This window comes from Hydrogenovibrio sp. JE_KL2, assembly GCF_009296185.1.
Lineage (GTDB): Bacteria > Pseudomonadota > Gammaproteobacteria > Thiomicrospirales > Thiomicrospiraceae > Hydrogenovibrio.
Genome location: NZ_WBJR01000001.1, coordinates 213,810 through 234,713, shown reverse-complemented (window position 1 = coordinate 234,713; position 20,904 = coordinate 213,810). Strand labels below are relative to the sequence as shown.

Sequence of the window (20,904 nt, the reverse complement as noted above, 5' to 3'; positions counted from 1 at the left end):
AATTTTCTCATCAGCCTCATAAAAAAATTTAGTGCTTTGACTATAGAGCCATTGCCGCTAAAAGTCAAAAACTTTCAGAGAAAAACCTGCCTCTGGCGGAGGATTCACTCTAATTCGTTCGCGCGTCTATTAATATGTTTTTCTATTTCATCCAATCTATGTTGGAAATGCTTTGAATCGTTCTTAAGTTTATCTTCAAAATCACTAACACGCTTGGACAATCTCTGCGCATGTTGCTTTTCGTCAATTTCGCTTTCTATTGAATCCAATTTCTCTGTTAACTGCGTCAAAATGTGATTCATACGCCTTTCATGCACTTCGGATTGTTCTTCCAAGCGCAATTTTGTGATTTTGACGTAATCCAAAATTTCTTTTTCGGTTCTTCTCTGTTCTGCACCAACCAAAAAGGCCGCGATGTTCGCAGTAATCAGCGAAAAGAAAATCACCCCAAACACAATCAAAATCGTTCCGAAAATACGACCTTTTTCGGTATAAGGCACAACATCACCATAACCGACCGTAGTAATGGTCACTAAGGAATACCAAATACCAGTAGAGAAATCACGGTTTTCAAGTGCTGCAAAAATCGCGCCCGACACAATAATTAAAAGTGTTTCAGCCAGCAACACCATCCAGAAGTTGTTGCGTCTCAGAATAAGCACGACATCCCAAAAAATATCGGCAACCACTCTAATCAACAACATAAACCTTAACGTTCTTAAGATCGTTGTCCACTCACTGCCATAGTTGAGCCATGGGAATGCAAACACCACAATAGTAACGTTGAGCCAATTGTGCAACAAATATCGTTTTTTATTTTTAACCAGTATAAGGTTGACGCTTAGTTCGGCAGCAAAAACCGCCCACACTCCGACAGTGACATAAAAATCACCTTCTTTCTCGTGCGCCAATCCAAGTAGCAACTGAACCAACACGACCATCAGCGCCAGCACCACTACCACGGAGAAAATGCGGCCAATGTTTATCGCCAACTGGCTCTCTTCTGAATGAACCCCTTCAACCCCTAGAATTGCCCTAAGGTTAACCTGTTTGATTTTTTCTTGAACCGACTCTTTTAATTGGCCGGAGGGAGTAAAACCATCATCCTTCATTTACGCTCAATCTCTTGCTAATTCCGGTAACGCTTGGCGCCCCTTCAGTGCTTGGCGCATCAGCCAGTTTTTTGCCATTTGCATTCTATCTGCAAACGGCAATAACGTTTTGCGCACAGCGTTTTTCACATCACTATCTTGCTCAAACAGCCAATCAAAACCTTCCATAGAACGCTGAACGATATGGTTATCGCCTCTACGCCAGCGCTCATAACGTCGAAGTACTGACAATCTGTTCCAAGTTGCGGCATTTTCTTGTTTTGCCTCTGACAAGGTTTCTATCAAAGCTGCAGCATCCAACAGCCCTAGGTTCACGCCCTGTCCAGCTTGCGGATGAATAGTATGTGCCGCATCACCAACCAAAACAACGCCTTGCTTAACGTACTCCAAAGCGTGACGTCTGGTCAAAGGAAAAGCATCGCGCGCGCCCACATGGGTAACACGTCCTAAACAACCACCGGAAGCTTCTTCTACCGCTTCGGCAAAAGCCTTATCATCCAAAGACAGCGCCCAATCCATTTTTTCCACCGGCATATACCAAGCGATGGAGCTTATATGACCATCCATACACAAATAGGCAAAGGGGCCTTCGGAGCGGTAACGCTGCCAACAAGTATTTTGGTGACTTAATTCGGTTTCAACACAACCGACAACAGCACATTGCTCATAGTCATGGGTTTCCAGCCCAATGCCTGCCAATTGGCGAACTTTAGAAAATGCACCATCAGCACCGACCACTAGCTTAGAATAAAGCTTAACGCCCTCTTCAAACAGCAACTCGTTATGGGTTAGGGTCGCTGCACCAACTTTGGTTTGGATATCAATCAGGGCTTTTTCCGTCAGCAAAGCAACATTGTCGTTCTCAACCAACTTTTCCCATAGCGCTAACTGGATCACTTTGTTTTCAACCACAAAGCCTAAATTACTTTCATCAATGTCCTTAGCCGAGAAATGGACTTGAGCATTGGAAATATCTTCCCAAACATGCATATCGGTAAAAGCATGATAACGCTTATTCAATACACCCTGCCAAGCTCCGACACCCTTTAAAATATTTTCGGAGGCACGTGTCAGTGCGCTGACTCGGGTTTCAAAAGGATTACTTTTGTCCCATGCCAATTCTGGACGTGATTTTTCCACCACAACAACATTAAAGCCCTGCTGCGCCAAGCCAAGTGCAACGGTCGCACCAACCATGCCACCACCAATAATGGCGACATCATAAAGTGTTTCTAATTGTTCTTTGGTTTGCTGTGTCATTTAAACCCTTTCTCAATCCGTTTATTTTGCCAAACCCATCGCCATACGCGACAAGCGTTTGCGCAAATTAGGCATCGCCTCCATCGCCATCAAACCGATGCCTCGCATATGCCCGACAACAGGAGACGGTGCTTGGAACACCTGAATCAAACTATCAGTAAAGCCCATGATTTTCTGGTGATGAGCTTGTTGTTCTGTCTGATATTGCAGCAAAACCGTATCATCACCCAAATCTTCAACATCGTCCATCATCGCCAAGAAAGTTTGAATATCACTAATCCCCAAATTCAACCCTTGCGCGGCGACCGGGTGCTGAGTGTGAGATGCATTCCCCATCAACACTACTCTTCCCTGAACCATTTCCGGCACATAGGTTTCTTTTAACGGGTAAGCAACTCTGTCGCTAATGCTGACAAACCGGCCGAGTCTTTCGCCCATTTTTTCACTAAACAGTGCCATAAAGGATCGATCATCCAAAGCCGCAACCGCTTCTCTTTTGTCATTAGGAACCACCATAACCGCCTTATGAAAAGCGCCTCCCATTGGCAGCAAGGCAACCGGACCTTCATTAGTAAAGCGTTCAAATGCCCAACCATTGGGTTCAAGTTCGGTTTCTATCTTGGCAATAAAGCCAAATGCGCCATAATCGTTCTCTTCAAGCGGCAACCCGAGAATGTCTCTGACTTTAGAGTAGGTTCCGTCAGCACCAATCAATAGTTTGGCATGAAAATAATCATGTGCCGCCTCTTTTTTCTGGCATTGAATGGCAATCGAAACCCCAGAAGCTTGTTGTCCAAATGACGCTAAGGAACATTCGGTAAAAAGCTGAATACGACTGTGTTCGCCGGCAATTTGCCAAAGTACCTGACCTAAATCATAAGCGGTCACACTGTAACCCAGTGCCGGCACTTTCGCTTCTTTCGCATGCAAATGCGTAACCCCCATAAACCCTTTTTGCGAAACATGAATATCCGATATTTCGGTGGTAAAAGGCTCAAGCTGTTGCCAAATACCCAACTGCTCCAGCACCAAACGTGAACCATAGCTCAATGCCAGCACCCGTCCGTCAAAAGAAGGACCTTGCTTTGGCGCAGACTGCTCAACCAAAACCACTTGTCTGTTTTGTTTTGCCAGCCCCAATGCCAAAATCAAGCCAACAGGACCGCCTCCATTAATAAACGCATCAACGTTTATAGGGGTTTCTACACTGGACTGAGCTTTTTGAGATGCCATCTTTAACCCTCGTCTCCAACCGCCGCATTTTCCATGAAAAGTTCAATCTCTTCCGGTGTCCGCGGCAAGCCAAACGTCAATACTTCGTGCCCCGAATAGGTGACCTGAACATCATCTTCAATTCTGATGCCGATATTCCAATATTTCTCATCCACCTGGTGTTCACGCCCGATTTCCTCGGAAATATACAACCCGGGCTCCACGGTAACAATCATGCCCGGCTCTAGCGGTCGCCATTGCCCTTTGAGCTTGTAGTGCCCTACATCGTGCACGTCTCGTCCAAGCCAATGCCCGGTTCCATGCATAAAAAACGGTTTATAGGCTTCATTTTCAAGTAGCGTGCTTATCTCGCCCTTCAAGATTCCTAGCCCAACCAAACCTTCAACCAAAACCCGTGTTGACGCCTTATGCATTTCATCATAGCGAACACCCGGCGCAATCGCTGAAATCGCTGCTTGTTGTGCATCCAAAACGATTTGATACAACGCTCGTTGAGCCTCTGAAAATCTGCCATCAACTGGAAAGGTGTTCGTAATATCGCCAGCATACCCTTGATATTCCGCACCGGCATCAACCAACACCAAATCACCCGCTTTCAAGCGCGCATTGTTTTCAGTGTAATGCAAAATGCACGCATTCTCACCGCCTGCCACAATCAAATTAAAGGCAACACGAGCAGAACCCTGCTCCTTAAACTTATATTCTAGCGCGGCTTGCATTTGGTACTCGTAAACAGGTTCAAAGTCCTGTGCCTTACCCAACCTGGCAGATTTTGCAATTGATTTCGCCGCCCAAGACATCGCCGCCAAATGCCCCTGCACTGAAATCTGAGCCGCCTGTTTCATCCACTCAATTTCTTCGGAAGACTTCACCAAACGCATTTCATGCAAAATCACATCCGCATCCGACAAAGTTGCCGGCGCCTCAATCCCCTTTCTGGATTTGGCTTTTTGTGCTGAAATCCAACCACTTAACAAATCTGACCATTCCGAGAGTTGAGCAAAACTGAAATAAAGTGTTTCGGTGCCTTCAACCAAATCAGACATTTCGTCCTCAAAGTCCTCTATGGAAAACGCGTCATCCATCAGCAAAGTCGCAGGAGCATTCGCCACCCCTAAGCGTCGGCCCTGCCAGATTTCTTTTTCAACATCTTTTGGTCGCAGAAACAGTACGGCCTTCTGTTTGGTTTGGCTTTCTTGATTGCGTTTTATGAGAACTAAAACGGCGTCGGGTTCTTCAAATCCCGTGAGATAATGAAAGTCCGACTGAACTCTGAACGGGAACTCGACATCTAGATTGCGTATCTGCTCTTCTCCAGATGCCACCATCATGATCGAATCCTCTACCATGGTGTCAAACACCTGTTCTCGTCTTTTTTGAGCCGCGTCGATGTTGGAGATCATTCAGCCTAGTCCTTTGTGAATTTATATGGTTAGTGCAGGGTATCCGTTGGTGGTTGCTGGGTCATGATGGGTGAACCTTCGACAGGATTAAGCGTTTCATTGATGGTCAGCACACCAATTTTCACAAACTCCATCAACTGCATGAAATCCGATTCATCTTCGTCTGTTGCTTCTTCCAAATCCAGGATTTCAATACGTGCGATATCGCCAAAATCCCTAAAGAGCTCTGCAACATCACCTTTGAGCTTATCTTCACTTTGTCCGACAAGACCCATTCCATACAAAAAGCCTTCGCACCATTGTCCAAGCATTGCCGCGCGGAATTTCAAGGATTCATTTTCTTCGGGCAAACACAGCTCCAGCTCGAAACCTGAACCGTTTAGTCCTTTCTCGGCCTCTAAATAAAGATCATGCAACGCTAGTAAAAAACCTTCCTTAACAGACTTGATATCAGCCTCTTCTAGTATTCTTTTCACCCAAGCGCTTTCTTTTAAATCGGCATCTCCGCACATCAACCCCATCAACATACCTTGTAAAAAAGAAGGGGATTCAAGCTCAGGATAAGGAACCATTGCCTCATTAATTTGATCAAAATTCATTGTTGACTAACCTAAATAATATTGTCAGGCATGCTTAAGAAATTGTCTTGAGTATTGCCTTGAGTAATTGCTATAAATGATGAATAATACCATAAATCACGAACACCAATGACAGTTGAGAAAGCTATGCTAACCCTATCTTTAATGAACCACACTTTCCAAGTTCCTTGCGAGCCAGAAGACAGAGAAAAACTGATTGAAGCCGCGACATTATTGGAAGACAAGCTTGATCAAGTTAAAGGTCTAAAAGGGGAAAGCAAGGTACTGATGGTAGCGCTGAATATGTGTTACGACTATCTGCAACTCAAATCCGAAACTACTCAATACTGTCTACAATTAGAAGACCAACTTGATGAAACCATTGCACAAATGGCGCAATCTCAAGAGTAATTAAACTCCCTACACGACCTCTTCCTTAGCACCCTCTCTAACACCTAATCAGTTTTTCTGATGAATTTTAAGCTTGTAAAGAGCGAAATCTTGCTATAATAAAGTCACATACGGGCTAGGTTTAACCCCCTGCCGATAGCTTTGACCTTGGGGCCAGATACTTAAGATGGTGAGCATCTCGCTTATGTCCGAGAAGCCTAAATCTTCTGAGGAGGCTGCCACCTGAACTTCACGGTTCAGGGTAATTTGCCTAGTCCGTATTCACACATTCCACATTACCAATCAAGCCGCTCAATGACATCTCAAGCAACTCTTCGCCAACAATGTCGCAAAAACAGAAGATCGCTTTCTCCAGAAGCGCAAAGACAACACGCCAAAGCTGCCGCCAAACTGATTCTTAGAAGCCGTTTTTTGACGCGTGCACGCAAAGTTTCCCTTTTTTTATCCGAAGATGGTGAGCTTGATACCCAATATTTAATCAAAGCCTTGTGGCAACGAAAAATTGAAGTCTATCTCCCGGTATTGACGCAATACCTAAGACGCCCAATGATGTTTGCCCCCTATACGCCGTCAACGCGCTTGATACCAAAATACTTTGGTATTCGCGAACCACAAGTAGGCAAGCACCTGTTGATTGACGGTAAACACTTGGATTTGGTGATCACACCTCTTGTCTGTTTCGATACGACCGGAAACCGAATTGGAATGGGGGGTGGCTACTATGACAAGACATTTCAATTCAAGCGCCTTTTTCCAGGTCTCTCACCCAAATTGATTGGCTGGGCACACCAATGCCAAAAAGTCGATACACTCCTCAGCCAACCATGGGACATTAAATTGAATGGATTGGTCACCGAAAAACAAATAACTGTCTTCTAGCCCCATTTAAAAACTTTGTGCTGAATTCAAGCTTTAGCAATTCTCTTAAACTTGACCTCATAGCAGGGATAGTTTCTAATAAGCGAACTATTTTTCTAAATTCGATGAAATGAGAAAGTAAACATGAAAAAAACAACTTTAGCGCTACTCGCATCTTTAGCAACTTTAACACTTGCGCCTGTTGCCAATGCAGCGGAAGAACCTGCAAAAGTAAAAACCTGTGTAGGTTGCCACGGCCAGGGTGGCCATAGCGTTGTTCCAAACTTTCCGGTACTTGCTGGTCAGCATGCTGCTTACCTTGAGAAAGCACTAAAAGACTTCAGAGACGGTTTCCGTCACAATGCAACCATGCAAATGTTTGCTAAAGGTCTGACTGATGATGAAATTAAAGCATTGGCTGCTTACTACTCATCTCAAAAATAACTCCGTCACCGGATATAAAAAAACCTCCATTTCGGAGGTTTTTTTATATCTATGAATCAATACTGCATTACAACAGTACTTTTTCTACACCACCATTCTTGAGCTTTTCATAAAACTCTTTATTCCAAGTCTTGCCGTAACGATTTTTCATCAGCTCAACCACAATATAATCCGTATCCAAGCCGGTATTGTCGTGATAACGATTCAAACCTTGTTGACAGGCAGGACAGGAAGTCAGCAGTTTCACCTCGCCGTTTTTCACTTTGGTTTCACCCGTCAGTTCGACAATCCCCTTCGTCAACTCTTCCTCTTTACGGAAACGCAGTTGGTTGGCAATATCAGGACGGCTTGTCGCCAAAGTTCCAGCTTCCGCACAACAACGGTCAGAGAACAAAACTTCAGACTTAAGCAAGTCCTTCGCGACCGTCGTTCCATCCATTTTCTTCATCGGATCATGGCATGGCGTATGATACAAATACTGTTTGCCGGTTGGATTTTCCAAGCCCATGCCTCTTTCCGTTAGGAACTCATGGATATCCATCAATCGACAGCCTGGGAAAATACGTTCGAACTCATATTTAGTCAATTGGTCATAACAAGTACCGCAAGAAACGATGACCGTATTGATATCCATGTAATTCAAGGTATTGGCAACACGGTGGAATAACGCGCGGTTCTCTGTCGTAATCTGAGAGCTTTTTTGCGCCAAACCTGCTGCTGCCTGCGGATAACCACAACACAGATAACCCGGTGGCAATACCGTTTGAACGCCGGCATCATACAAAGATGAAATCGTCGCCAACCCGATATCACTAAACAAACGTTCTGAACCACACCCAGGGAAATAGAATACGGCTTCGGTATCTTCGGTTGTCTTATTCGGATCACGAACAATCGGAACTTGAGTCGCATCTTCCAAACCAAGCACAGAACGATAGCTGCTTTGGTTTGGCCCTGTATCCAACGGTTTTCTGACAAAGTTAATAACGTGTTGCTGTATTGGAGCAGGTTCACTGGTACTTGCCGGCAAAGCATTCTTACGCTCAACCAAACCAAATAATTTGGCAAAACGATGACCCAGCGTCATGGCTACCGCTCCCCAACCGATCATGGTTTTGCGAAGCAGACTGATGGTGAATGGATTCTTGGTATTCAAGAAATACAACGCCAACTTCACCATAATGCTCGACTTCTTCTGCCCCATATTGGTCAAGATGGTACGCATACGGATGGAAACATCCCCAAAGTCGATATCAACCGGACACGGCGACTCACACTTATGACAGGTTGTACAATGGTCGGCAACATCATTCATCGCATCAAAATGATGTAACGAAATGCCGCGCCTGGTCTGCTCTTCATACAAGAAGGCTTCAATCACCTGACCGGTCGCCAAGATTTTGTTACGTGGCGAATACAATAAATTCGCACGCGGGATATGCGTCTGACAAACCGGTTTACATTTACCGCAGCGTAAACAGTCTTTAATATCTTTGTTGAGCAAGTCCAAATCATTCGCTTCAAGAATCAAAGCTTCTTGTTCCACCAAATGTAACGACGGCGTATAAGCGTTCTGCAAGCCAGAACCCGGCATCAACTTACCTTTGTTGAAGTGACCATGTGGATCCACCTTGTTTTTGTAATCCACAAATGCCTGAATCTTATCTTTGTCCAGATATTGGAATTTGGTCAGTCCAATACCATGCTCACCAGAAATAACCCCATTTAAGCGTTTGGCAATCTCCATGATACGATCAACAATCACTTCCGCCTGATGAATCATTTCATAGTTATTGGAGTGAACCGGAATATTCGTATGAATATTCCCATCCCCTGCGTGCATATGTAGTGCAACAAACAAACGGGCGTTACGGATTTCAAAGTGCAACTTCTTAAGGCGCGTATGTAGGGCTTCAAAGTCATGGCCCATGAATACTTCCTGTAAGAAAGTCACCATTTCCGCTTTGTAGGAAATCTTGATTTCGCGTTTTAGCAGCAAGCTAACAAAGGTATCGTCCGCGCTCAGTTTCAGCGCTTCGCCCTCTAACAACAAGTCAGGCTTGGTCGAAACCTGAACATCCAGATTCTGCAAGATACCTTCCCATCTGGCTTTGGTTTTGCCGATATGCTCAAGCGTTGCTGCAACCTTGTCTTTAAAGTAACTGGCAGGTTGCCCTTCCGAGTTCTCGAAATCATCTTCCAAAGTGTATTCAGGAATTTCACCTGCGAAATAGGCGTTCAACTGATCCAATATCTGGAGTTTGTTCTTGATGGACTCTTCAATATTGATGCGCTCAATCTCGGTGTTGTACTCGTTGAGGTTTTCAAGCGGGATAACGACATCTTCATTGATCTTAAATGCGTTGGTATGCTTTGAAATGGCTGCTGTACGAGAGCGATCTAGCCAAAAGCGTTTTCTAGCCTCTTCTGAAACGGCGATAAACCCTTCTGCATCACGCTTCTTCGCCAGCTCGACAATCTCTTGCGCCGTGTTGGCAACTTCAAAACCATTCTCACCAGCAATATCCGCAAGCAGAATCATTTTCGGCAGACCTTTGCGGTTGGCCTTGGTGTTGTAGTTGACGGCTTTGATATAGCGTTCGTCCAGATGCTCAAGCCCCGACAGCAAGATGCCGTGCGCTTTCTTGGATTCGATATAGTCGGTGATTTCTACAATCGCAGGCACAGCCTTACTCAAATCGGTTCCGAAAAACTCCAAACAAACCGTACGGATATGGCTTGGCATACGATGCACGACAAAACGCGCTGAGGTGATTAGACCATCACAGCCTTCCTTTTGAATCCCCGGCAGACCGCTAAGGAATTTATCGGTTACATCCTTACCTAATCCTGCATGGCGGAAAGCCGTCCCCGGCATTTCAAGGGTTTCAGTTTTACCAACAGGCGTTTTGCCATCTTTTTCATAACGGTTAATGCGGAAGGTAACGGTATTTTGATCCTGCAACTTACCAAGGTTATGGTTGATACGCTCTACTTCTAACCACTCGGCATCAGGGGTAACCATCTTCCATGAAGCAAGGTTATCCAGCGTTGTACCCCACAGGACGGCTTTTTTACCGCCCGCATTCATCGCAATATTCCCACCGATACAAGATGCATCTTGAGAAGTCGGGTCTACAGCGAAAGCATAACCGAAACGTTCAGCTTGTTCGGATACTCGACGGGTCACTACCCCCGCGCCGGTTTGGATAGTCGGCACCTTACCAATGCCAGGCAGTTCGACGTGCTCAACCAGACTCATGTATTCAAGTTTTTCAGTGTTGATGACAACAGAATCTTGATAAAGTGGGATCGCACCACCGGTGTAACCCGTTCCGCCCCCGCGAGGAATAATCGTCAGCCCAAGTTGAATACAGCCATCAACCAGATAGGCAACTTCTTCTTCCGTGTCTGGAGAAACCACCACAAGCGGCAACTCTACACGCCAGTCAGTTGCATCAGTCGCGTGAGAAACACGCGCTAGACCACCGAAGTCAATATTATCGAGACGAGTATGTTTAGAAAGTTTTTTACGGACTTTGCTTCGCAGTTCGATTTGATGCGGGAACCACTCGGTGAATTTGTTGACGGCACCACGAATAGAAGACAGTAATTGCTCAGCCTTTTGATTGCCGTTCAGACGCGATTCAACTTGTTTGAGTCTATGCTCAAGCGCCTTGATTAGGGCATCTCGACGCTTAGGGTTTTCAATCAAGTCATCTTGAATGTATGGGTTACGCGAAACCACCCACATGTCGCCCAGCACCTCAAATAACATACGTGCGGAGCGCCCAGTATTTCTGGAATCACGAAGCGACTCGATACATTTCCAGCCTTCCATGCCAACAAAGCGCAATGCAATTTCTTTATCGGAAAAGGAGGTGTAGTTGTAAGGAATCTCTCTAATTCTATGACCCATGAAAACATCCCAAGCTGGTTTCGACGTTTCAGAACCGAAACCTGTCGATAACAAAAAGACATTCAACACTCTGAATGTCACCAAAATCTTCTTTGAATTGACGGCAAAAATCTGCCAGGTTGGGGGTAAGTGGCATAGCCAATGTTAAGGCCTAACACTCCCCCCATTTCCCTTACAGCCCTAGGCGTTTAGGGAAACAAGTATTTTAACAATTTGAATAGCGGCATAAAATAATTTTGCTACTCAGCTATTCATTCCGCCTAGCTATTGCATACAGCAAAACAACAATTAATTCGTCCGTCTCTTTTGCTGAGTATTCTTCTTTTTACGACGCTTTACAGCCAAGTTTTCTGATTGTGATTCGGATTTCCCACGACGGCTACTGAAAGAGCTTTTACGATTTTCATAAGGGTTGACCGTCACTTTATATTCGATAAACACAGGCGTGCCCTGCCACTTGAAAGCTTTACGGAACACGTTCATCAAATACTTGGTATAAGCCTGCGGCAATTTATCCACTTGAGTACCATGGATAATTACTCGTGGCGGGTTTGAACCACCTAAATGAGCGTAACGCAATTTAACGCGTCTGCCACCAATCAAAGGCGGCTGATGATCCAAAACAGCTTGTTCTAAAACACGGTTAAGATCTGAGGTGGACACCTTTTTCATGACCGCTTGATACACACCACGAATGGTTTTGAACAAGTCGCCAACACCAGAACCGTGCAAGGCAGAAATCAAATGCTTCTTCGCGTAATCGACAAAGTGCAGCTTAAACTCCAACTCATGTTTGATCTTGTTACGCTGATCCTCGGTTAGGTTATCCCACTTATTGATGGCAATCACCAAGCCTCGCCCCGATTCAAGCGCCAAGCCAAGCAGCGTTAAATCCTGATCAGTAATGCCTTCTGAGCCGTCAATCACCAACACCACGATATTACAAGATTCCATGGCTTCAATAGCTTTGACAATACTGAATTTCTCGATTTTCTCTTTGATGTTCTTGCGACGTCTGACGCCAGCGGTATCAATCAACGTATAGGCCTGACCATCACGTTCGAAAGGCACAAAAATACTGTCACGCGTGGTGCCCGGCATATCAAATGCCACCACACGTTCTTCACCAATCATTCGGTTAATCAATGTGGATTTACCCACATTAGGTCGTCCGACAACGGCGACTCGAATTCCAGGGTGTTCATCCAAATCAAAAGTTTTGTCTTCTTCCTCTTCGGAAACGACTTCATCCAATATGTGATCGATGGTCTCTTTGACATTATCACCATGCGCAGAAGAGATGACAAAAGGCTGGCCCAATCCCATTTGGAAGAAATCTGCAGAAATCAATTGGTGACTATGACCTTCCGCTTTATTGACCAGAAGATAGGTAGGCTTGTTGAACTGACGAATATAATTCGCGATGGCTTCATCAGAAGGAATCAAACCTGCTCGACCATCCACCAAAAACAAAATGGCATCGGACTCTTCTATCGCCGAGCGCACTTGTCCCGCCATCAAAGGATCAACCCCTTCTTGCTCGCCACTCAAACCACCGGTATCGACTACGATGTAAGGGTGATTCCCCGTTCTACCGGTGCCATACTGACGATCTCGAGTCAAACCGGGATAATCGGCTACAATCGCATCCCGTGTTCGTGTCAGCCGATTGAATAAAGTCGACTTCCCGACATTAGGACGCCCCACAAGAGCGATAACAGGTTTACTCACAACTACCCCTTCTTCACAGCTGTTTTAAGGATGCCCATTGGGTCTTCAGGATGATTGAATTCATACCAATCCGAAGGTTCCACTGTGTAAGCCGTAATATAGCCGCCTGTATCTTGAATATAAATGCGTTTGCCATCGTTCCACACTCGAACGATTTTAGCGCGAATTGAATCTGGTGAACTGTGACGTGCACGAGCTACCAAGGTGCCATCCAGTTTATCAACCCAATGAATCACTCCATAACCGTCTGCCACCAAAATCTGATTAGTATTATAGAAAGACAAGTCCGTCAATACACGATACTTGAAATGCGTTTGCTTCCAGATTTCCGTTCCCGTGTACAAGTCATAAGCATGAAGAATATCATCTTCATCAGCCAGATAGACCGCCTTATCATCAACCAAAAAGTCTCTAAAACCGGAAACATCTTTAGACCAGTAAAGATTACCGTTCTCCGGATTAAGCGCAACCAGTTTGCCGTGGTAACCCAACACATATAAACGGCCTGATTTCAGGATCAACTCAGACTGAATATCAACCATTCTCTCTAGGTCAGTTCTGCCTTTTGGAATCAATACTTGTGTTTGCCATTTAGTCTCACCTGTTTTGGCATCCAATGCCTGAACAGAACCTGACTCCCAGCCAACATACAAAGTATCGTTTGCATAGGTAACCGGTGCAATGCCTCTTAATGACAGATTCGGCAGTTGATGCTCAACTGTCCAGTTGATTTTGCCGGTGACCGCATTGACAGAATCCAACTTGCCATCAACCGTGCGTACAAAAATCGTGTTGTCCACAATAACAGGTAAGCTCAGCACTTCACTCGACAGCTCAGTTCGCCATACGATTTCACCGGAGTCTTGGGAAACACTCATCAAGCTTCCCTTAGCAGTTCCGATAATCAAATTCGACCCAAATATCGTAGGCCCGGACAAAATCGGCTCATTGAACTTACGCTGCCACAAAACCTGATCTGTCCAGCGATATTGATTGGCTTTCAATGCAGACGTCAACACACCATCAGGGTTGGCAAAGAAAACAGCGTTTTTATTCTCTGCAAAATAAAGGCCTTCACTATCGGAGTATTTGAATTTATCCGATTGCAACTGCCAGTCTTTATGCAAACTGTAAGGAGAAGACATCTTAACCAAAGGCGTCGGTTCGCGCACAAGTCCTGGCTGCGAACAAGATTGTAAAGTCACCGCCAAAAGCAACAGCGGCAGTGCGAAAAAGGAATGACGATTCAAAGGAAAGTGCTTCAAGAGAAAACCTGTCTAAATTAATTGTTATTGTGTTAAATCACCCAACTGCAAACGCGCAACATTCTGCAAGTTTGCCGCTGCTGCTGTATTGTCAACAACTTGCTGCAAAAACTGACGGGCAACATCCAACTGGTTTTGTTGTAGTGCCAAAAACCCTGAGGTGAAATCAAAATTCGCTTTTTCACCTGCCGCAAGTTTTGCCGCATCCACTGATTTCAAAACGGCAGTCGCTTTGTCATATTGCTTCTGATCGATATAAATACCAGTCATTCTTAACTTGGCAACCAAGACCAAAGAAGCATCGATATTTTGATTGATCACCCATTGTAGGTTTTCAATTGCTTTATCCGTATGCCCTTTTTCCAACTCAAACTGGGCTTCCATCAACGCAGTTGCCGTCGCATAAGGGCTTTTTGGTTGATCTTCCATCAACTTCAAGCCTTCACGTGCAACATCACCAAAAGCATTTTGTTCAACTTTAGACTGCAACACCTCAAAAGTCGTTGAAGCGTTTGACGCTTTTGCAAATTGCGACTTTTGATAATAGCTCCAACCAGCCCAAGCCAATACCACAACCAATACTGCTGAAAGAAGTGCTGTACCGTACTTATCCCACCAGTTTTTTAATGCCGTTAATTGTTCTTCATCTGTTTCATAACGATTCATTGGACATTTCCTATGATTAAAACTTTAATTTTCGTTGAAATAATTAGCCATTTCAGCTTCTAAACTTTGCCAATCCAGCGTCACCTGCTCTTTTTCTTCACGAAGGAATTTCACACCGATTTGCTGATTATTGACTTCGTCTTCCGCCATAATCAATGCCACTCGTGCGCCTGATTTATCGGCTTTTTTGAACTGGCTCTTAAAACTACCGCCGCCACAATTCATGACGACCTTCACTTGTGGCAAACGCTCTCTTAACTGCTCTGCAATGACAAATCCCGGACGAGATGCAGCATCACCCACCAATACCATGAAGATATCTGCTTCAGCAACATCTGCTACCAAATCTTTGTCCATCAGAAGCGCCATCAAACGCTCTAGACCCATCGCAAAACCACTTGCTGGTGTGGACTTGCCACCGATTTGCTCAACAAGACCATCGTAACGGCCACCGGCACACACTGTTCCTTGCGCGCCAAGCTCAGTTGTTACCCACTCAAAAACGGTTTTATTGTAGTAGTCTAATCCTCTTACCAGATTCGGATTGACCACATAGTCAACGCCCAGATCATCAAGGTAGGTTTTTAGCTGTTCAAAATGGGTTTTAGAAGCCTCATCCAAGTGATCCATCAACTTTGGTGCATTCTCTATGACGGATTTCATATCAGGATTTTTGCTATCCAGAACCCTTAAAGGATTGGTTTCCAAACGTCTTAAGCTGTCTTCATCCAACTGACTTTTATGCTGCGTTAAATATTCAACCAAGATCGTTTTATAGGCTTGTCTGGCTTCAAGACTCCCCAAAGAGTTAATCTGCAACTCCAGATTATCCAGCCCAAGCTTTTCCCACAAACGCGCGGTTAGGGCAATCAACTCAGCATCAATATCCGCATCCGCCAAACCAAATACTTCAACGCCAAATTGGTGGAACTGGCGATAACGCCCTTTCTGTGGACGTTCATGACGGAACATCGGCCCCATATAATAGAGCTTTTGGATTTGGTTATGCGTCAAACCATTTTCAATAACCGCTCGTACACACCCTGCCGTTCCTTCTGGTCGTAATGTCAAACTGTCTCCATTTCGATCTTCAAAGGTATACATTTCTTTTTCAACGATATCGGTCACTTCTCCAATAGAGCGTGCAAAAAGTTCTGTTTTTTCAACAATCGGCAATCGAATGGATTGATAGCCATACTGGCGCAGTACGGTCTCAGCGGATTCAACGATAAAATCAAGTACTTGTGCCGATTTACCGTAATAGTCATTCATACCACGAATGGCTGAAATTTGTTTTGACATACTTTTCTCTTAGGTTACTTTCTTATTCTTTTTATTGGCTTTACTGATTAATCGCTATCAACACAATGACAATCACGGCAATAATCGCCCAAATTCCCCAACGCATAACGCTATTTGAAATGATTGGCTTCTGTTCTGCCGAATCTTGCTCCACTCTCGACAAATGAGAACTGACGGTAATACCATCAGGGAACGCCGATTCAAACTCACCGATGTCTATCGACAAAATATCTGCATAATTTCGCAGGTAACCACGCTGAAACGGACTTAAATGTTCCAAGTCCAAATCAGGGCTTTCAAAATACTCAATTTGCGCTTTGGTCAGCTTTAATCGCTCACTAACCATCTCAAGTGTGAGTGCTTGAGAGACTCGCGCTTCTTTCAAAAGCTCGTGTAACTTTGGTTTCGCGGTTTCTGTCATGATTCCTTCCTGTGTTTCAGACGGACTTCACTTCCAACTTGTTTAAAGTCCTTTTGGTTCTGTCTGTAATTTTTCCGGCAAGCTGCCCGCAAGCCGCATCAATGTCATCGCCACGGGTCTTACGTACGGTGCACTTAAGACCCGCATTCACCAACTTATCTTGAAACCTTCTGACCGCGTTGTTTGAAGATCGCTGATAAGGTGTTCCTTTAAATGGATTAAAGGGAATTAAATTCACTTTACAGGGCAAATCACCCAATAAGTCAATCAGCTCTTGTGCATTCACCAAAGAGTCATTAACCCCGTCCAACATCACATACTCAACGGTAACGTGCTTCTTGCTATGCCCACCTTCAACATAACGGTGTAGTGCAGGCATTAAAACTTCTAACGGGTACTTTTGGTTAATCGGTACCAGTTCGTCTCTCAAACGATTGTTCGGGGCATGAAGTGAAATCGCCAAACTGACGTCCAAATTCTCTTTGATCCGGTCAATTGCAGGCACAACGCCAGCCGTACTGATGGTCACTCGACGTTTGGATAAACCATAGGCATTGTCATCCATAAGAATTCTGGCCGCTGGAAAGGTGTGTGTTACATTCAACAAAGGCTCGCCCATTCCCATGAAAACGATATTGGAGATAACGCGCTCTTCTTTTGGCTTACAACCCAAGGCTTTATTGGCGACCCACATTTGTGCCACGATCTCCCAGTTTTCAAGGTTACGGTTAAAACCCTGTTTACCAGTCGCACAAAAACTACAATCCAAAGCGCAACCAACCTGAGAAGAAATGCAAAGAGTGCCTCGCGTTTTCTCAGGAATAAATACCGCTTCAACGCTATTGTTGTTATCCACTTCCAACAACCACTTAATCGTACCGTCTTCAGATTTCTGTTCTGCGATAATTTTAGGCGTACGGATAATGGCAGTTTGTTTCAGTTTCTCTCGCAGTGCTTTACTGAGATTCGTCATTTCATCAAAGTCGCTAATGCCGAATTGGTGAATCCACTTCATTACCTGCGTAGAACGGAAGGGTTTCTCACCAATCGACACAAAGAAGTCCGCCAACCCTTTAGCATCTAAGCCCAAAAGATCCACCTTGCCGTCATAAATGACTGGCTGACTTTCTTCTACTTTTTCTTCGACAAATTGCAATGCAGTTCCAACCTTAAAATCGACTAAAGACTATCGAGGATAAATTTCATTTTCATTAAAGAAATAGGCAATCTCTCTTGCCGCGCTTTCTGGAGAGTCTGAACCGTGAACAGAGTTTTTTTGCATTGAAACCGCAAAATCTTTTCGAATCGTACCCGGTGCCGCCTTTTCAGGATCCGTCGTCCCCATCACCTCACGGTTCTTAGCAATAGCATCTTCACCTTCCAGCACTTGAACAATAATCGGCCCTGCAGTCATATTGGTAATCAACGTCTCGTAGAAAGGTTTACCTTCATGTTCAGCGTAAAAACCTGCAGCTTGCTCGGTTGTTAAATGAAGCATCTTAGATGCAATCACCGACAAGCCACTTTTCTCTAGTCTAGCCGTAATTTCACCGATTAAATTTCTATTCACCGCATCTGGTTTAATAATAGAAAAAGTGCGTTGTACCATAATGAAAGAATCCTGTTTGGTCTGTAATGACAAAATATGAGGTATTTTAACAATCTAGCCTGCTGATTGCTGAAAAAAGTCTGAAAATAAAAGACCCCGATCAAAACCGGGGTCTTTTTACGAGTTTGGACAAAATGCTGGCGCTATACGGTGAAAGATTCCCCGCAACCACAAGCGTCTTTAACTTTCGGATTATGGAATTCAAAACCTTCATTCAACAGGCTTTCTTTGACATAGTCCAACTCAGTACCATCGACTTGTTCTAAACTCTTTTTGGGAACGACGACTTTCTGACCATAACTTTCAAAAACAGCATCGTCATCGGTAATTTCATCTGCATAGTCAACAACATATGCAAAACCGGCGCACCCACTCACTTTTGTTGCCAACTTAAGTCCTAAACCATGACCTCTTTTTGCCAGCATGGTTCTGACTCTTTCGGCGGCAGATTCTGTTAAGGTAACAGCCATTGATACTTCTCCTTTACGCAAACGTCTAAGCAAAAATAATTTCTTTTACGCTTGAACGTTTTTCGATAATTTTTTGCAGGGTGATATTTTCCAAAAATTGCTCAATCATCTCACTCAAATCTGACCACAATTCATGAGAAAGGCACTCTTCACCGCCTTTACAATTCTCACGACCTTTGCATTTTCTGGCTTCCAAATCTTCGTTGACCGCGGCGATAACTTCACTTACTGAAATCTCACCGGGATCTCGACTCAATCGGTATCCACCGCCCGGTCCTCTTGCACTCAAAACCAAGTCTGACTTTTTCAGTTTGGCAAAAATTTGCTCTAGATAAGACAGTGAAATATCCTGTCTTTCGGAAATCATCGCCAAAGTAATCGGTCCTTTAGACTGATTGATTGCAATATCGAGCATTGCCGTTACTGCATAACGGCCTTTTGAAGTCAGCTTCATCACCCTTCCCCTTTAAAGCTTTATCCACTTTAAAGCTTGATTAACATGTAAAAACTAAGGTTATTCTATAATAACCTAGTGAACAACTCAAGAATTATTCGATGATGAATGAACGACTACTTCAACCCTTATCTTTAGTATCCACTTTTTTAATGTGTGCTTGATACTCCGGATTATCCGGTTCTAGCACCGCATCTTCAAGGCTCGGTAAATCAACATGTGAATCCGTCCCACCAAGTTGTTTAACCGCTTGATTGAGTTTTTCTAACTGTTCATCTTGACTCTGCACATGGTCTAACAAACTGAAAATAGCTTTTTCAATAGGATCTTGAACATCCTGACTGACGCCATAGGCATCAAACCCGATTTTTTCAGCCATCTTTTCACGACGTGATTTTTTACGATCACGATCAGGATCAACCACCCTCCCTGGAATCCCAACCACAGTTCGGTTAGCAGGAACCGATTTCAACACCACCGCGTTAGAACCGATACGAGCATCATCACCCACAGTAAAGGGCCCCAGCACTTTTGCGCCAGCACCCACAACAACACGATTTCCCAAGGTAGGATGTCGTTTGCCTTCGGTTGCACTCACTCCTCCGAGCGTTACACCTTGATACAGCGTACAGTCATCACCAATCTCTGCCGTTTCCCCAATGACAACCCCCATACCGTGGTCAATAAAGAAACGCTCACCAATTTTTGCAGCCGGGTGAATTTCAATCCCGGTAAACCATCTAGCGAAACCTGAAATAAACCTGGCTAACCATTTCAGACCTTTGCCCCACAACCAGTGAGTCAGACGATAAAACAAAATGGCATGCAACCCCGGGTAAGTTGTCAGAACCTCGAACGTACTTCTCGCTGCTGGATCACGCTCGAAGACCGATTGAACATCTGATTTGATTCTTTTAAACATTTTTTTGTTCCACTTCTAATTCTGAACTTTGCAGTGCTTGAAGCTCTTGAAGTTTAACCGACTGTCTCTGCGACGCAGTCAAAATGCCCCTCAATATATCAATCTCTTTGACATCCAACTGAGTGCGGTTAAACAACTTGCGCATTCTGCGCATAAAGCGTGCATTCTTTGCAGGATCTAAAAAACCAATGTCCTGCAAGCTTTGATACAAATGATCATAAAAGCCTTCCAATTGCTCAGATGATGCCAATTTATGATTGTATTGACCAGATGAAAAGCTGTTTTTCAAATCTGTCGCCATTAGACATTCGTAAACAAACACTTGTACTGCTGCCGCAATATTCAAAGAGCTGTAGGTTGGATTCGTCGGAATATGGGCGAGGTAATGACATTTATCCAACTCCGCATTACTCAGCCCCGAGTCTTCTCGACCAAACAACAAAGCCACTTGGTCACCTTCATTCTCGGTGACGTCCATAATCATGGCAGCGGTTTCTCTAACATCCATTTGAGGCCAAGACACCTTGCGCAAGCGAGCACTTGCCCCCACGACCAATTTGCAATCAGCGATAGCTTCATCCAACGTCTCTTTGACAACCGCTTCACTTAAAACGTCTGCCGCTCCAGAGGCTCTAGCCGAAGCAACCTGACTTGGGAATTCTTTCGGGTTTACCAGCACTAACTGACTTAATCCCATATTTTTCATCGCCCGCGCAACCGCGCCAATATTGCCGGGATGGGAAGTCTCAATCAAAACAATTTTAATTTTTGACAGTTTCGGATGGCTTCTGTAGTCTTCTATCATTTATTTTCCGTTATAATTCCGTCAGTTCTAAAGTTTAACCC

21 protein-coding genes are annotated in these 20,904 nt (G+C 44.4%); 4 read left to right on the top strand and 17 right to left on the bottom strand.

The features are described 5' to 3' along the window. Positions 1-104: 104 nt before the first annotated feature. From F8R13_RS01060 to F8R13_RS01040, 5 genes are read right to left on the bottom strand one after another with little or no spacing between them, the layout of a single operon-like run. On the bottom strand, positions 105-1,112 hold the full coding sequence (locus F8R13_RS01060; RefSeq protein ID WP_152831430.1) for a potassium channel family protein: 1,008 nt from the start codon (positions 1,110-1,112) through the stop codon (positions 105-107). Positions 1,113-1,118: 6 nt separating this feature from the next. Next, on the bottom strand, positions 1,119-2,372 hold the full coding sequence (locus F8R13_RS01055) for a UbiH/UbiF/VisC/COQ6 family ubiquinone biosynthesis hydroxylase (protein ID WP_152831428.1): 1,254 nt from the start codon (positions 2,370-2,372) through the stop codon (positions 1,119-1,121). A gap of 21 nt (positions 2,373-2,393) precedes the next feature. Continuing rightward, positions 2,394-3,605, bottom strand: coding sequence for an FAD-dependent monooxygenase (locus F8R13_RS01050; protein ID WP_152831426.1), 1,212 nt, complete (start codon positions 3,603-3,605; stop codon positions 2,394-2,396). Positions 3,606-3,607: 2 nt separating this feature from the next. Beyond that, positions 3,608-5,008: an aminopeptidase P N-terminal domain-containing protein gene (locus tag F8R13_RS01045; RefSeq protein ID WP_152831424.1), complete on the bottom strand. Its 1,401-nt coding sequence runs from the start codon at positions 5,006-5,008 to the stop codon at positions 3,608-3,610. A 29-nt stretch (positions 5,009-5,037) separates the two neighbouring features. Further along, positions 5,038-5,607 (bottom strand): UPF0149 family protein, encoded by a 570-nt coding sequence (locus F8R13_RS01040; protein WP_152831422.1) that lies wholly within the window; start codon positions 5,605-5,607, stop codon positions 5,038-5,040. A gap of 108 nt (positions 5,608-5,715) precedes the next feature. Between F8R13_RS01040 and F8R13_RS01035 the strand changes: the two genes are divergently transcribed. The 3 genes from F8R13_RS01035 (at position 5,716) to F8R13_RS01025 (ending at position 7,299) form a co-directional block, all read left to right on the top strand. After that, positions 5,716-5,997 (top strand): cell division protein ZapA, encoded by a 282-nt coding sequence (locus F8R13_RS01035; protein WP_253806287.1) that lies wholly within the window; start codon positions 5,716-5,718, stop codon positions 5,995-5,997. A gap of 294 nt (positions 5,998-6,291) precedes the next feature. Continuing rightward, positions 6,292-6,876 carry a 5-formyltetrahydrofolate cyclo-ligase gene (locus F8R13_RS01030; protein ID WP_152831419.1) on the top strand — a complete coding sequence of 195 codons (585 nt, stop codon included), beginning with the start codon at positions 6,292-6,294 and terminating at the stop codon, positions 6,874-6,876. Between the two features lie 123 nt (positions 6,877-6,999). Then, the gene (locus F8R13_RS01025) at positions 7,000-7,299 is read left to right on the top strand and encodes a cytochrome c (RefSeq protein WP_152831417.1); all 300 of its coding nucleotides are present in this window, start codon (positions 7,000-7,002) and stop codon (positions 7,297-7,299) included. A 67-nt stretch (positions 7,300-7,366) separates the two neighbouring features. On the opposite strand, the gene F8R13_RS01020 is transcribed toward F8R13_RS01025, so the two are convergent. Beyond that, entirely contained in the window at positions 7,367-11,218 is a 3,852-nt protein-coding gene (locus F8R13_RS01020; RefSeq protein ID WP_152831415.1) for a DUF3683 domain-containing protein, read from the bottom strand. Here F8R13_RS01020 and F8R13_RS11425 point away from each other — a divergent pair. After that, a complete protein-coding gene (locus tag F8R13_RS11425) occupies positions 11,217-11,366 on the top strand; it encodes a hypothetical protein (RefSeq protein WP_172967664.1) in 150 nt (49 codons plus the stop codon). The genes F8R13_RS01020 and F8R13_RS11425 overlap by 2 nt on opposite strands. 140 nt (positions 11,367-11,506) lie before the next feature. Here the strand turns inward: F8R13_RS11425 and der are convergent, their stop codons facing one another. The 11 genes from der to F8R13_RS00965 all read right to left on the bottom strand — a co-directional run bounded on the left by der (position 11,507) and on the right by F8R13_RS00965 (position 20,863). Then, positions 11,507-12,949, bottom strand: coding sequence for a ribosome biogenesis GTPase Der (gene der / locus F8R13_RS01015; RefSeq protein ID WP_371414868.1), 1,443 nt, complete (start codon positions 12,947-12,949; stop codon positions 11,507-11,509). A 2-nt stretch (positions 12,950-12,951) separates the two neighbouring features. Beyond that, complete coding sequence (bamB, locus tag F8R13_RS01010) at positions 12,952-14,214, bottom strand: outer membrane protein assembly factor BamB (RefSeq protein WP_253806286.1); 1,263 nt, start codon at positions 14,212-14,214, stop codon at positions 12,952-12,954. 24 nt (positions 14,215-14,238) lie between these two features. Then, positions 14,239-14,880: a tetratricopeptide repeat protein gene (locus tag F8R13_RS01005; RefSeq protein ID WP_152831413.1), complete on the bottom strand. Its 642-nt coding sequence runs from the start codon at positions 14,878-14,880 to the stop codon at positions 14,239-14,241. Positions 14,881-14,904: 24 nt separating this feature from the next. Next, the gene (gene hisS / locus F8R13_RS01000) at positions 14,905-16,182 is read right to left on the bottom strand and encodes a histidine--tRNA ligase (protein ID WP_152831411.1); all 1,278 of its coding nucleotides are present in this window, start codon (positions 16,180-16,182) and stop codon (positions 14,905-14,907) included. Positions 16,183-16,222: 40 nt separating this feature from the next. Then, positions 16,223-16,603 (bottom strand): RodZ family helix-turn-helix domain-containing protein, encoded by a 381-nt coding sequence (locus F8R13_RS00995; RefSeq protein WP_152831408.1) that lies wholly within the window; start codon positions 16,601-16,603, stop codon positions 16,223-16,225. A gap of 16 nt (positions 16,604-16,619) precedes the next feature. Then, the gene (gene rlmN / locus F8R13_RS00990; RefSeq protein WP_152831406.1) at positions 16,620-17,759 is read right to left on the bottom strand and encodes a 23S rRNA (adenine(2503)-C(2))-methyltransferase RlmN; all 1,140 of its coding nucleotides are present in this window, start codon (positions 17,757-17,759) and stop codon (positions 16,620-16,622) included. 30 nt (positions 17,760-17,789) lie between these two features. Continuing rightward, positions 17,790-18,212 (bottom strand): nucleoside-diphosphate kinase, encoded by a 423-nt coding sequence (ndk, locus tag F8R13_RS00985; RefSeq protein ID WP_152831404.1) that lies wholly within the window; start codon positions 18,210-18,212, stop codon positions 17,790-17,792. A 143-nt stretch (positions 18,213-18,355) separates the two neighbouring features. Then, entirely contained in the window at positions 18,356-18,682 is a 327-nt protein-coding gene (locus F8R13_RS00980) for an iron-sulfur cluster assembly accessory protein (RefSeq protein WP_152831402.1), read from the bottom strand. Between the two features lie 25 nt (positions 18,683-18,707). Next, on the bottom strand, positions 18,708-19,136 hold the full coding sequence (locus tag F8R13_RS00975) for an Rrf2 family transcriptional regulator (protein WP_029908094.1): 429 nt from the start codon (positions 19,134-19,136) through the stop codon (positions 18,708-18,710). A 121-nt stretch (positions 19,137-19,257) separates the two neighbouring features. Next, the gene (gene cysE, locus F8R13_RS00970; protein ID WP_152831400.1) at positions 19,258-20,058 is read right to left on the bottom strand and encodes a serine O-acetyltransferase; all 801 of its coding nucleotides are present in this window, start codon (positions 20,056-20,058) and stop codon (positions 19,258-19,260) included. Next, positions 20,051-20,863, bottom strand: a complete 813-nt coding sequence (locus F8R13_RS00965) for an RNA methyltransferase (RefSeq protein ID WP_152831398.1) — start codon at positions 20,861-20,863, stop codon at positions 20,051-20,053. Before F8R13_RS00965 ends, cysE begins: the two co-directional genes overlap by 8 nt. Between the last annotated feature and the right edge of the window lie 41 nt (positions 20,864-20,904).